This window comes from Pseudothioclava nitratireducens, from assembly GCF_029210495.1.
Lineage (GTDB): Bacteria > Pseudomonadota > Alphaproteobacteria > Rhodobacterales > Rhodobacteraceae > Pseudothioclava > Pseudothioclava nitratireducens.
In genome coordinates, this window is sequence record NZ_JARGDK010000007.1 from 179,152 (window position 1) to 190,264 (window position 11,113).

The following is an 11,113-nucleotide window of genomic DNA, read 5'->3' on the forward strand; positions in this document are numbered from 1 at the left end:
AAGTTAAACGCTGCGGGGGCGGCGCAAATCGTTAACGGGCGACTATTTCCAGAGCGCTGCAACCCTGAATTGAAAACCCGCTCAAAAGGATAGGTAAATACAATCTTAGGGCTGTAATCTGGTCAGATCGGTTCACCGCTTCGACGGCTTGTTTTGACCCCTTGGTCAGTTGCGACAAGGTGACACAATTCCGCCATAATTCCCCGGATTGTCGCATCACTCGGGTGTCTGCGCCGCCAGATCCTCTGTCACGCAGGCCGATTCCATCTCCAGATCGATGCGAATCCCCCCCTTGCGCCAGAACACGTAATGGTCGCCATCCACCCGCCCGGTGCCCTCGTGAAGCGTGACAAACCGGTTCACCCGATAGGTGCTCGCGCCAAAGCGCACTTCGCGGATCCACAGGTCGGTGTCGCCGCTCAGACCCTCGCCCGCCCATTCGTCATTGATGAAGAACAGCTCAAGCTGGCGCGGGCAGGGGCCGGGGGTGACGGGCAGGCGATACTCCTGCCAGCCGGCCTCGATCTGCTCCCATGTGACGGGGGCGGCGGCATTGCTCGGGGCCGAGGTCACATCGAACCCGCCGACATGCGCGCCATCGAGCATCACCCAGCCCTTCGGCGGGTTTTGAAAGCTGCTCCCCGAGGCGACCACGACCACCTCGGTCGCCTGCGCGGGCGGCGGTTTGCGCTCCAGCGCCGATCCCGAGGCGAGCCAGTCGATGAACCCTTCCTGCATCGCCACCCAGTCGCCCAGAACGACCCGCGCCATCGCTGCATCCTCGGGCCGCTCCTCCACCAGATTGCGCTGTTCCTGCGGGTCCTCGGCCAGATCGTACAGCCACGCCTCGCGGGTATTGCCGTTGTAGATGTATTTCCGGTCGCCCTCCCGGTAGCCGATCAGAAACCCGTTCCACGGCGAGAAGAAGAACACCCCGTCCGGCCGATCCGGCGCGAAGAAGGACTTGCCCTGCCAGCCGGGCGGCGTCGGCAGCCCCAGCAGATCGGTGATCGTCGGCGCGATATCCGAAATCCCCACGATCAGATCGCTCGACCCGCCATCGAACAGCTGCGGATTGATGAGCGCGAGCGGCACATGGATGTTCTCCTCGTTCAGCCCCGCCGCATGCACATAAGTGCCATGCTCGCCAAAGGCCTCGCCGTGATCGCCCAGCACGACGACCAGCGTCTCCTCGGCGAGACCGCTCTCGTTAAGATAATCCATCAGCCGCCCGAAGGCCTGATCCCCCACCTTCAGCGCGTTCAGGTAGTCGTTCATCACCGGGTCCTCGGCCAGCGGCTCGGGGGTCTCGCCCGGGAAATAGGGATGGTGCGTCATCCCCGTCCGGAACGCCGCGAAGAAGGGCGCATCGGGTGCTGTCCCGATCCAGTCGGTGATCTTGTCCACCGTGCACAGATCGCTCGACGTGTTCAGGAACTGATGCGTGATGCTCTCATGCGCATAAACGCCCGTCTCGCAGGTCCAGTCGCGGTAATCCTTGACCAGCCCGAAGCCGGCCGCGCGCACGAAACCTTCGGTGTTCTGGAAGCGGTTGTCAGACGAATTGAAGAACCCGGTCCTCATCCCCGCCGTCCCCAACACATCCGCGATCGTCACAAGGTCGATCCGCTCGGGGTCGTTGGTCATCGAATCCGCCGACAGCTCGGGCACGATCCCGCCAAAGATCGACACGAGGAAATAGTTCGACGCGGGCACATGCGCATAGGCATTCGTGAACCGCAGCCCCGCCGGAAGCGCCGCCCGCAGGTTCGGGGTCACCGGAAGCGTGCCCTCGATGCCTTCGGCATATTTGCTCGGCGTCGATTCAAAGGCGAAAATCACCACGTTGCGGATCGGCTTCGCGGGGCGTGCAGGCCTTGCAAGCTGCGGCGCGATGCCGACCGGCGCCCGCAGCGTCTCGGGCCGCCCCGCACCCAGATCGGCAATCCCATCCTCCGCGCGCGGCCCCAACACCGAGGCCATGAAAACCAGCGCCGGATTGGCGCGGCGCACCTGCGTCACGCCGGTCGTCCCGGTCGAAAGCGCCGCGCCCCCGATCACCGCCACCGCCAGCGCCCCCAGCACCGCCATCGGCACCCGGCGCGAGGGCCTGCGGGCCGCCCAGGCCGCGCCCAAGGGCAGACCCACGATCAGCGCGAGCACGCCTGCGATCTGCGCGGGCGTCACGATCCGGCGCAACGAGTCGAAAATCACATCCGTTCGCGTCACATCCGAGTAGCGCAGCCAGTCGATACTCAGCGGCGCGCCCAGCATCCGAACGGCCGTAATGTTGGCGACCGCCCAGATCGCAAGCACCACCGCGACCATCGCCGCCAGCCCGCCCACGATCCGCCCGCCCCCCGTCACCATCCGCAGCGAGAGCGCAATCCCCACCAGCGCGAGCACCACCAGCCCGTCCTGCCACAGCGCCGAAAGCGCCATCCGTGCCGCCTCGCCAATGCCATGGCCCGCAAGGTCGCCGCGAATGATCGCCAGCCGCGCGCCCGCGAGGACCAGCGTCAGGAAGGCGCCGGTCCACAGGATGAACCGCGCCCAGTCCAGCCCGGCTGCGGCTGCGGGGGGCGCGGGCACCGGCTCGGTCAGCAACAGCGGATCGGGGGGCGGTTCGGTCGGGGGAATGTCATCGGTCATGCGTCGGGTCTTCGGTCGGGCCTCGGTTGGGCTCAGCTTCGGCGGGATCGCGGGGCGTGGCAAGGGCCGTCTTGGCGGCCCGCAAGTCTCGGTGCGCCAACGCGGCCCTGCAACGGAAAACGCCGCCTTGCGGGCGGCGCGTTTCGGCATGTTCGGGAACCATCCCCGCCACATCCGCGAGGGCACGTGGGCGGGCGGGGATGAACCCTGATCTAACAATGGGTCACGGTCGGGAACCCGCACCCATCGCCTGTCGAGGGATTAGTGCTGATGCTGGGGCACCATGTCTTCGGGCGCGCCTTTCATCTCCTGCATCTGCATTTGCATGCCATTGGCCGCAGCGCCCATCGCCGCCGCATCCTTTTCCAGATCGACCGGGATATCGATCTCGATATCGCCCGCCTTTTCGAAGGTCAGCGTGACATGGACCACATCGCCGTGGTTGAGCGTGTTCTTGAGGCCCAGGAACATCACGTGATCCGCGCCGCGCTTGAGCTCATGCATGCCGCCGGCGGGAATGGTGAAGCCTTCGGGCACATGCAGCATCTGCATCACGCCATTGGCGTCGGCCTTGTGGGTGTGCAGCTCGACACGGTCCGAGATTTCCGCCTTGGCGTCGATCATCTGATCGTCCTCGGTGCCCGAGTTATGCACCACCATGAAGGCCGCACCGGATTTCGACATTGCGGTCGAAACGCGGGCATAGGCGCCCTCGATGGTGATTTCCGCGAAGGCGGGAAGGGCGAAGGCCGGCATGGCCAGAACCAGCGCCGTTGCGCCGAGCATCGTCTTGAAACGGGTCATGGCCCAGTCTCCTTGGTCTGTCTGAAAAAGGTCGTGAAAGCGAAGGGATCAGACAGCCAGAGGCGGACCGCGCGCGCGCGAGTCCGGGGCGGATTGCGCCGCGGCCAGAACCGGCTCGGGGGCCTCGACCCGCTCCACCAGACCCTCGGGACGCGTGAAGGTCGGCGGCGGGGTGTCGAGCGCGGCCATCATGCCCAGGACCATGTCCGGGCAGAGGTGAACCGGGCCGGTGGGCTGGCCATTGGCATCCACCGTGATCGTGGTCATCCCGTAACCGGTGCAGATCACGATCTCTCCGGCGACACGCGTCTGCCCGCGCGCAACGGCCATCGTCAGGCTCGTTGCCGCGAGGATGAGGGCCATCAGGCCCACGATCGACAGGCGTGCGTATCTCCAGATCATGGGGGCAATCTAACGGGCCGAATCCCGGCCGACTAGGACTTCGGTCAAGTCGGCGGCACAAAATTCGTGTCAGAATGTCGCAGTTTCGCTCACAACCGCGTGTGCCGGGCGCCCGAAGCCAGCCCGCGCAAAACAGGAAACCCCCGGCACCTTGCGGCACCGGGGGCCCAGAACTTTACCCGATCCGGGATCAGGCCGCGGCTTGCGCCTTGGCGATCGCCTTCTTGATCTTCAGCGCGTTGCTGGACAGTTCCTCGTCCTTGGCTTTCGCCAGGAAGGCGTCCAGACCGCCGCGGTGGTCGACCGAGCGCAGGCCCGCAGCCGAGACGCGCAGCTTGAACGACTGGCCGAGCACGTCCGAGATCAGGGTCACATCATTCAGGTTCGGCAGGAAGCGACGACGCGTCTTGTTGTTCGCGTGGCTCACTTTGTTACCCGTGATCGGGCCCTTGCCGGTCAGTTCGCAAACGCGCGACATGGCATTTATCCTTCGTTTCCTCGAGGGCTTCGAATCGCCCCGCTCTCCAACACAGTCGGGCGCCGCAAACGGCAGCGCCCGGAAATCCGTTCGCGGGGGATAAGGGCAATCCCCGCGCGCGTCAAGCGATTCATCGCGTATTTCGCCCGGATTTCTGCCCCGCCCCCGGCTTTCATCAAAGCCCAAATCCTCCGGGGGGCGGCGCAGACGCGGGGCGCGCGCGCCCTCTCAGGCCAGCATCTCGCGCACCCAGGCGGGCACGACCTCCGTCGCGGGCCCGTGCCGCGCCGCGTCGAACAGCCGCGTCCCCGCCGAGGGTTCGAGGTTCAACTCCAGCGTCGGCACGCCCGCATGCCCCGCATCCGCCACGAACCCCGCCGCCGGGTAGACATTCCCGCTGGTCCCGATCGAGACGAACAGATCCGCCGCCCGCAGCGCCTCCCAGATCTCCTCCATCCGGTAGGGCATCTCGCCGAACCAGACGATATCGGGCCGGGTCGCGCGCGCGCCACAAGCCGGGCAGGGGTCATTCGGGGCCATCTCGGGCGGCGCGGGCCAGCGATGCGCGCAGGCGTGACACAGCGCCCCCGTCAGCGTGCCATGCATATGGATCACGTTGCGCGAGCCGCCCCGCTCATGCAGATCGTCCACGTTTTGCGTGACCACCAGAACCTCGTGCCGCCCGTCCGCCTCCAACGCCGCCAGCGCCCGATGCGCGGCATTGGGCGCCGCCGCCGCCGCCGCCGCCCGGCGCGCATTATAAAAGCGCGCGACGAGCGCCGGGTCGCGGCTCCAGCCCTCGGGGGTCGCCACCTCCTCGATCCGGTGCTCCTCCCAAAGCCCGTCGGACGCCCGGAACGTCCGAATTCCGCTTTCCGCCGAAATCCCCGCCCCGGTCAAAATCACGATCTTGGCCACCGCCGCCCCCTTCGCTACATCTTCTCTATGCGTATCCTGTTTCTCTGCCTTGGCAATATCTGCCGCTCGCCCGCCGCCGAAGGCGTCACCCGCCACATGGCCAGCCAAAGGGGCCTCTCGCTTACGCTCGATTCGGCGGGGACGGGGGATTGGCATGCCGGAGAGCCGCCCTATGGCCCGATGCAAGAAGCGGCGCGGGCGCGGGGCTATGACCTCTCGGGCCTGCGTGCGCGCATGCTCCGCCCAGAGGATTTCCACCGCTTCGACCTGATCCTTGCGATGGACCGCCGCAACCTCGCCGACGCCCGCCTGATCGCGCCCACCGAGGGCGGCGCGGCCCTGCGCCTGTTCCTTGCCAAAACAGAAGGGCCGGAGGATGTCCCCGACCCTTACTACACGCGTGATTTCGACGGCTGCCTCGACCTGATCGAGGCGGGCGCGCGCGACCTGCTGTCCGAGCTTGGCGCTTAACGCGCGCAGAGGCTCTCGGCGGTCGCCGCGAAATTCTTGTAGCGCTTCCAGAAGCTCTCATCCGAGGCGCGGTCCGACTGGCGCACTTCCTGCGCCTTGTGCGGGTCCTTGAAGAACTCTGCTGCGCGACGCTGGTCGGAGCCCGACAGCGTCATATCCGCGACTTGCTGGATGCAGCCGCACAGCGCGCGGCTTTCGGCGCGCCCGGCCTTGGCGCAGGCGCGGTCAATCGCGCCGGCGCTCGCCACGCCGGCTGTCGCAAAACTCATGCCGATCACGGCCATCGCAAGGAGGGTGTGTTTCATCGCTCTGCCTCATGGTTGCAGGCCGCGCTTCGTGGCGCAGGCCCCTTATTTGCAGCCGATTATAGCGCAAATCGCAAGGCTCGACAATGAGACGCGCGGAAAACCGCCGCTTCCGCGCGGGCGCACCAAGCTATTGCGGCGGACCTCTCGCATTGCGCGAAATCTGGGCCGCCCCCCCCCACCGGTCGTGCCTTGGGGCGCGGCGGATGCCTCCGGCGGGGATATTTTCAGCAGCGTGAAAGGGGCTTAGTCGACCACTTCGGCCGGGTAGCCTGCCGCCTTGAGGGCGGCCAGAACGGTCGGCTCGGGCAGGCCCGAAACCTCGACCTCGCGGTCGTCGAGGAACACTTCGGCCTTGCCGCCCACCTCTTCGATGGCGGCTTCGACGGCCTTCTTGCAGTGGCCGCAGGTCATATTCGGAACGGAGAGGATCATGGCGGGGCTCCGGCTGTTGGGACGCCCGAGCATTGGCCCCCGCAGCGGGCGGCGTCAAGAGGGAGGCAGGGCGCGGGCAAGGCGGCGCAGCATCAGCGCGACGATCAGCTTATGTGCGGGCCCGACCGGGATCATATAGGCACGGCCAAACAGGTTATGCGTGCGCACCGACGAGGTGATCGCGACCCGCGTGCCCGTGCCCTCGGGCGTTGCGGTGACACAGGTCAGCACATCGAGATGGCGGTCGCGCTCGCTCAGCAGGAGTCGCTCGTCGCTGGCCTCCTCCACAAGGAAGAAGTCGAGCCGTTTGCCGGGAGCGGTGGTCGTGACCCGCGTCCGGGTGAACCCGCCGATCCGTTTCACGCCGAACCGGCTTGAGATCGCATCGCGCAGCCAAAAGGCCTGCCGCAACCCCGGCAACGGGCGCGCCTTCACCCGATTCCACGCCTCCAGCGCCGTGATCCGATCCGGCACCAGCACGCCGCGCGTGTCGAAATAAGCCAGCGCCTCCCGCGGCGCGAGGATGCGCGCGGCCACGGGGGCCGGGGGCGGGGCGGGAATGGCGGGCGGGAAATCGGTGGACATGAAAGGGAGGGCGATGAAGGGCGCGAATCTGTGTTACTGTCGCCCAGTCTTGTTCAAAATACCTTGGGTGTCACATGGATTACACGGCCTGGCCGCCGCAATTCGAGGGCGATGACCGGCACGAATTGCGCGGTTTGCAAATGGCGGACCGGGTGCAGACGCTGAAGCTCATGGTCGAGGCGCAGCGCGACGCCTATCGCACGGCCTGGACTTTGCTCGGGCGCCCCCATGATGATCTGTGGACCGCCCTCAAGGCCTCTCGCAGTTTTGACACGAAGCCGTTCGAGCGCAGTTTCGTGCTGCTTGCCGCCTATTGGCGCAAGGTGCATGGGGGGAGTGATCCGACCCTGCCGGGCCTGTTCCCGATGGAGGAGCGTCTTGGCAACTGGTGGTTCTGGCTGCGCGTACAGTACAGGCTTTGGGCGCTGCACGAGCCCTTGATCGTGCGCGATATTTGCCGTGTGGCCGTCTTTGGGGACAGTGTCGTGGGCATTGAGGCCGAGGAACGGCTTTACGGCAACCTGCACTATTTCTACGATCCGGACCGGGCGCCCAATGAGGGGATCGAAGCCTGGGATGGCGAGCACTTGTAAGCGCCGATCAATCCCCCTTCCCGGCCCCCATTTTCCCCTGTATATGCGCGCCATGACCGAGCTTGATCACATCCGCAATTTCTCCATCGTGGCGCATATCGACCACGGTAAATCCACGCTTGCCGACCGGCTCATCCAGATGACCGGGACGGTGGCCGAGCGCGATATGAAGGCGCAGATGCTCGACTCGATGGATATCGAGCGGGAGCGCGGCATCACGATCAAGGCCAACTCGGTGCGGATCGAATACCCGGCCAAGGACGGGCAGACCTATATTCTGAACCTGATCGACACCCCCGGCCATGTCGACTTCGCCTATGAGGTCAGCCGCTCGATGCGCGCGGTCGAAGGGTCTTTGCTGGTGGTCGATGCCTCGCAGGGCGTCGAGGCGCAGACGCTTGCGAATGTGTATCAGGCGATTGACGCGAACCACGACATCGTTCCGGTTCTCAACAAGATCGACCTTCCGGCGGCCGAGCCCGAGCGCGTCAAGGAACAGATCGAGGATGTGATCGGTATCGACGCCTCGGACGCGATCCCGATCTCGGCGAAATCCGGCATGGGTATCCCCGACGTGCTCGAGGCCATCGTCCACCGCCTTCCGGCCCCCAAGGGCGAGCGCAACGCGCCGCTCAAGGCAATGCTGGTCGATTCCTGGTATGACAGCTATCTCGGCGTCGTCGTCATGATCCGCGTCATGGATGGCGTCATCCGCAAGGGCGACCAGATCAAGATGATGCAGACCGGCGCCGCCTACCGCCTCGACAAGCTGGCCGTGCTCAAACCGCAAATGGTCGACATCCCCGAACTCGGCCCGGGCGAGATCGGCGTCTTCACCGCCTCGATCAAACAGGTCCGCGACACCCGCGTCGGCGACACCATCACCCACGAGAAGAAACCCTGCGACAAACCGCTTCCGGGCTTCAAACCCGCCCAGCCGGTGGTCTTCTGCGGCCTCTTCCCGGTCGATGCCAACGACTTCGAGGACCTGCGCGACGCGATCGAGAAACTCGCGCTCAACGACGCCTCCTTCAGCTACGAGATGGAAACCTCCGCGGCGCTGGGCTTCGGCTTCCGCTGTGGCTTCCTTGGCCTGCTCCACCTCGAAGTGATCCGCGACCGGCTCGAACGCGAATACGATCTCGACCTGATCACCACCGCCCCCTCGGTCGTCTTCAAACTCTACATGAAGGACGGCGAAGTGCGCGACCTGCACAACCCCGCCGACATGCCCGACCTCACCTATGTCGACCATATCGAGGAACCGCGCATCCGCGCCACGATCATGGTGCCCGACGAATATCTCGGCGACGTGCTCAAACTCTGTCAGGACCGCCGCGGCATCCAGCTCGACCTGACCTATGCCGGTAGCCGCGCGATGGTGGTCTATGACCTCCCGCTGGCCGAGGTGGTGTTCGACTTCTACGACCGCCTGAAATCGGTGACCAAGGGCTACGCCTCCTTCGACTACCAGATCGCCGAATACCGCGAGGACGTGCTGGTCAAGATGTCGATCCTCGTCAACGACGAGCCGGTCGACGCGCTCTCGATCATGGTCCACCGCGACCGCGCCGAAAGCCGGGGCCGCGCGATGTGCGAAAAGCTCAAAGAGCTGATCCCGCGCCACATGTTCAAGATCCCGATTCAGGCCGCCATCGGGGGCCGCGTCATCGCCCGCGAGACTCTCTCGGCCATGCGCAAGGACGTGACCGCCAAATGCTACGGCGGCGACGCCACCCGGAAGAAGAAACTGCTCGAAAAGCAGAAAGCCGGTAAGAAACGCATGCGCCAGTTCGGCAAGGTCGAGATCCCGCAATCGGCCTTCATCGCGGCCCTCAAGATGGACGATTGAGGCCCACCGGCCCGAAACACCAAAGCCCCGCTTCGGCGGGGCTTTTTCATGGCGGGGTCAGGCTTGCAGAATGTGGTCCAGAACCGATGCCAAGGCGCGCAGCTCCGCCTTTTTGGCCAAGGACGGCGCCATCCCCTGCCCAAGTTTCCGAAGGCCCCACCGCCCGAGGCTATAGACGATCTCGATATCGTCGCCGACCGGATAGCGGGTCTGACGGACAGGCCGCCCGAAAACCCGCCGCCAGAGTGGGGCGTCCTCGTCATAGTCGAGCGGCAGAATCTCCTCACGAATGGTGGCGATGATCCGCCGCACGGTCTCGCGCTGCGCGCGAAAGATATGAAACTCGCCTTGCCCGCCAGTGAAAATCACCGTGCCCTTCGGCGTGTCGCATTGCACGACCGTCACGCCGCTGGGAAAGCGATACTGATATTGCGGCCGATCCCGCCCCTCCCGAAACCGCGCCCATTTGGGCAAGCTGCGCAGCTTCACCCCCGGCGGCAGGCTCGCCATCGGGGTCTTGAGAGGCGCTTCGGTCGAGTTTTGTGCCGGGGTCATCTGGGGGCTGCGTGAGGTGATGCCGGTATCTGAGCGTGAGGGTGGCAAGGCCAAGTCCCTCAGCCCAAATTCCTGCAGATGCGGCGCGCATTTTGAGAGGGGGCTGATCAAGTTAGCCTTACTATGTAAGTTGCACCCGCCTTCGAAGAGTATGCTCACGACTTGAATACATTAAACGCTCCGGCAGCTCCGTTGCCCAGCGTTTCCATGTCTTTGTCATCAAACTTCCGAAAAGCCCCGACGAACAGGGCGACCGTGATCGCGGTGATCGACGTTATCGGGGCAACCAACATAGCAACCGCAAACGCAGGGCTGGCGACAAGGAATGGCCCCCAGAAAACTTCATGAACAAGGTGCGTTAATAGTGCGCTCATAGCTAAGATAACGGCCACTCCCACCCCAACAGCGATCCAACGTATCCAAAAGCGCTGACCGGACTCCTTCTTGATGAGGTCCAAGTTTTTCTGTTCGGCGTCAAGAAGGCGAAGCTCCAAGGCTTCTTGCTGGCTCGAAGCTGATCTCGGAGAACTTGCAATGTCTACTTCAGGAATTGTGGTTTCAGACATTCTGCGCTTGCTTGATTGCGTTTGCCCGTTTCAATTCATAGTGCTGCTTAATTAGTTCGTCCGGAATTTGCGCGTGATTTCCGCCGGTCTCACGTGCGATATGCCATGGGCCTCCATGCACATGCGTCAAGTCCGAAAGTTGGAAGGCGGGCATGGTGCCGTAAATGCGCCAGACTTCCTCCAAGAGCGCCTCATCGTTACCGTCGAAAGCACATGCCGGGACGGTGCTTGTGGGGGCGGTAACTGTCACGCCTTGCGGACGGAAGTCTCTGTAAACTTCCGGAATTACCGGCCCATATTGCCAAGCCTCAATTCGGTTGCCAAAAAGAGGCGCGCCTTGCATTTCCAAGTGCCAGCCATGCGAAATGTATGTCAACTTAAGCAGCGACATGATAGACAACTGCTTGCCATCGCGCTGAGGGTAGCGTCCACGGACGTGGTGTAAATTCAGCGCCGTCTTCGGTGTAATCTCAGGTGGCCATCGAGGTGTATGGTCG

General features: G+C 64.4%; 15 protein-coding genes. 4 read left to right on the forward strand and 11 right to left on the reverse strand.

Annotation, left to right across the window (positions count from 1 at the left end; all coding sequences use genetic code 11):
• Positions 1 to 216: 216 nt before the first annotated feature.
• Entirely contained in the window at positions 217 to 2,652 is a 2,436-nt protein-coding gene (locus P0X85_RS10405; RefSeq protein ID WP_275812479.1) for a sulfatase-like hydrolase/transferase, read from the reverse strand.
• Here P0X85_RS10405 and P0X85_RS10410 point away from each other — a divergent pair.
• The gene (locus tag P0X85_RS10410) at positions 2,651 to 2,863 is read left to right on the forward strand and encodes a hypothetical protein (protein ID WP_275812481.1); all 213 of its coding nucleotides are present in this window, start codon (positions 2,651 to 2,653) and stop codon (positions 2,861 to 2,863) included. The genes P0X85_RS10405 and P0X85_RS10410 overlap by 2 nt on opposite strands.
• A 50-nt stretch (positions 2,864 to 2,913) precedes the next feature.
• On the opposite strand, the gene P0X85_RS10415 is transcribed toward P0X85_RS10410, so the two are convergent.
• The 4 genes from P0X85_RS10415 to P0X85_RS10430 form a co-directional block, all read right to left on the reverse strand.
• Positions 2,914 to 3,456, reverse strand: a complete 543-nt coding sequence (locus P0X85_RS10415) for a copper chaperone PCu(A)C (protein ID WP_275812484.1) — start codon at positions 3,454 to 3,456, stop codon at positions 2,914 to 2,916.
• A gap of 48 nt (positions 3,457 to 3,504) precedes the next feature.
• Entirely contained in the window at positions 3,505 to 3,858 is a 354-nt protein-coding gene (locus P0X85_RS10420; RefSeq protein WP_275812487.1) for a hypothetical protein, read from the reverse strand.
• A gap of 190 nt (positions 3,859 to 4,048) precedes the next feature.
• The gene (rpmB, locus tag P0X85_RS10425; protein ID WP_275812490.1) at positions 4,049 to 4,336 is read right to left on the reverse strand and encodes a 50S ribosomal protein L28; all 288 of its coding nucleotides are present in this window, start codon (positions 4,334 to 4,336) and stop codon (positions 4,049 to 4,051) included.
• Between the two features lie 228 nt (positions 4,337 to 4,564).
• The gene (locus P0X85_RS10430) at positions 4,565 to 5,254 is read right to left on the reverse strand and encodes an NAD-dependent deacylase (RefSeq protein ID WP_275812493.1); all 690 of its coding nucleotides are present in this window, start codon (positions 5,252 to 5,254) and stop codon (positions 4,565 to 4,567) included.
• 27 nt (positions 5,255 to 5,281) lie between these two features.
• Between P0X85_RS10430 and P0X85_RS10435 the strand changes: the two genes are divergently transcribed.
• Positions 5,282 to 5,725 carry a low molecular weight protein-tyrosine-phosphatase gene (locus P0X85_RS10435; protein WP_275812496.1) on the forward strand — a complete coding sequence of 148 codons (444 nt, stop codon included), beginning with the start codon at positions 5,282 to 5,284 and terminating at the stop codon, positions 5,723 to 5,725.
• Here P0X85_RS10435 and P0X85_RS10440 read toward each other — a convergent pair.
• The 3 genes from P0X85_RS10440 to P0X85_RS10450 all read right to left on the reverse strand — a co-directional run bounded on the left by P0X85_RS10440 (position 5,722) and on the right by P0X85_RS10450 (position 7,050).
• The gene (locus tag P0X85_RS10440; protein ID WP_275812500.1) at positions 5,722 to 6,030 is read right to left on the reverse strand and encodes a hypothetical protein; all 309 of its coding nucleotides are present in this window, start codon (positions 6,028 to 6,030) and stop codon (positions 5,722 to 5,724) included. The genes P0X85_RS10435 and P0X85_RS10440 overlap by 4 nt on opposite strands.
• A 246-nt stretch (positions 6,031 to 6,276) precedes the next feature.
• Complete coding sequence (locus P0X85_RS10445) at positions 6,277 to 6,465, reverse strand: heavy-metal-associated domain-containing protein (protein WP_275812502.1); 189 nt, start codon at positions 6,463 to 6,465, stop codon at positions 6,277 to 6,279.
• A 54-nt stretch (positions 6,466 to 6,519) separates the two neighbouring features.
• Positions 6,520 to 7,050: a DUF2867 domain-containing protein gene (locus P0X85_RS10450; RefSeq protein WP_275812505.1), complete on the reverse strand. Its 531-nt coding sequence runs from the start codon at positions 7,048 to 7,050 to the stop codon at positions 6,520 to 6,522.
• 74 nt (positions 7,051 to 7,124) lie between these two features.
• Here P0X85_RS10450 and P0X85_RS10455 point away from each other — a divergent pair, with 74 nt between their 5' ends.
• Positions 7,125 to 7,643: a hypothetical protein gene (locus P0X85_RS10455; RefSeq protein ID WP_275812508.1), complete on the forward strand. Its 519-nt coding sequence runs from the start codon at positions 7,125 to 7,127 to the stop codon at positions 7,641 to 7,643.
• 52 nt (positions 7,644 to 7,695) lie between these two features.
• Positions 7,696 to 9,495: a translation elongation factor 4 gene (lepA, locus tag P0X85_RS10460; RefSeq protein ID WP_275812511.1), complete on the forward strand. Its 1,800-nt coding sequence runs from the start codon at positions 7,696 to 7,698 to the stop codon at positions 9,493 to 9,495.
• A gap of 57 nt (positions 9,496 to 9,552) precedes the next feature.
• On the opposite strand, the gene P0X85_RS10465 is transcribed toward lepA, so the two are convergent.
• From P0X85_RS10465 to P0X85_RS10475, 3 genes are all read right to left on the reverse strand, one after another.
• On the reverse strand, positions 9,553 to 10,050 hold the full coding sequence (locus P0X85_RS10465; RefSeq protein WP_275812514.1) for a hypothetical protein: 498 nt from the start codon (positions 10,048 to 10,050) through the stop codon (positions 9,553 to 9,555).
• 155 nt (positions 10,051 to 10,205) lie between these two features.
• A complete protein-coding gene (locus P0X85_RS10470) occupies positions 10,206 to 10,616 on the reverse strand; it encodes a hypothetical protein (RefSeq protein WP_275812517.1) in 411 nt (136 codons plus the stop codon).
• Positions 10,609 to 11,113 (reverse strand): Panacea domain-containing protein (locus P0X85_RS10475; RefSeq protein WP_275812520.1); only part of this gene is annotated, 505 nt, incomplete at its 5' end. The genes P0X85_RS10470 and P0X85_RS10475, both read right to left, overlap by 8 nt.

Excerpts from the sequence above, each read along its gene's own strand:
- P0X85_RS10420 (WP_275812487.1), bottom strand. The coding sequence starts at position 3,858 with ATGATCTGGAGATACGCACGCCTGTCGATCGTGGGCCTGATGGCCCTC.
- P0X85_RS10450 (WP_275812505.1), bottom strand. The coding sequence starts at position 7,050 with ATGTCCACCGATTTCCCGCCCGCCATTCCCGCCCCGCCCCCGGCCCCC.
- P0X85_RS10415 (WP_275812484.1), bottom strand. The coding sequence starts at position 3,456 with ATGACCCGTTTCAAGACGATGCTCGGCGCAACGGCGCTGGTTCTGGCC.
- P0X85_RS10470 (WP_275812517.1), bottom strand. The coding sequence starts at position 10,616 with ATGTCTGAAACCACAATTCCTGAAGTAGACATTGCAAGTTCTCCGAGA.
- P0X85_RS10440 (WP_275812500.1), bottom strand. The coding sequence starts at position 6,030 with ATGAAACACACCCTCCTTGCGATGGCCGTGATCGGCATGAGTTTTGCG.
- P0X85_RS10405 (WP_275812479.1), bottom strand. The coding sequence starts at position 2,652 with ATGACCGATGACATTCCCCCGACCGAACCGCCCCCCGATCCGCTGTTG.
- rpmB (WP_275812490.1), bottom strand. The coding sequence starts at position 4,336 with ATGTCGCGCGTTTGCGAACTGACCGGCAAGGGCCCGATCACGGGTAAC.
- P0X85_RS10465 (WP_275812514.1), bottom strand. The coding sequence starts at position 10,050 with ATGACCCCGGCACAAAACTCGACCGAAGCGCCTCTCAAGACCCCGATG.
- lepA (WP_275812511.1), top strand. The coding sequence starts at position 7,696 with ATGACCGAGCTTGATCACATCCGCAATTTCTCCATCGTGGCGCATATC.
- P0X85_RS10435 (WP_275812496.1), top strand. The coding sequence starts at position 5,282 with ATGCGTATCCTGTTTCTCTGCCTTGGCAATATCTGCCGCTCGCCCGCC.
- P0X85_RS10455 (WP_275812508.1), top strand. The coding sequence starts at position 7,125 with ATGGATTACACGGCCTGGCCGCCGCAATTCGAGGGCGATGACCGGCAC.
- P0X85_RS10410 (WP_275812481.1), top strand. The coding sequence starts at position 2,651 with ATGCGTCGGGTCTTCGGTCGGGCCTCGGTTGGGCTCAGCTTCGGCGGG.
- P0X85_RS10445 (WP_275812502.1), bottom strand. The coding sequence starts at position 6,465 with ATGATCCTCTCCGTTCCGAATATGACCTGCGGCCACTGCAAGAAGGCC.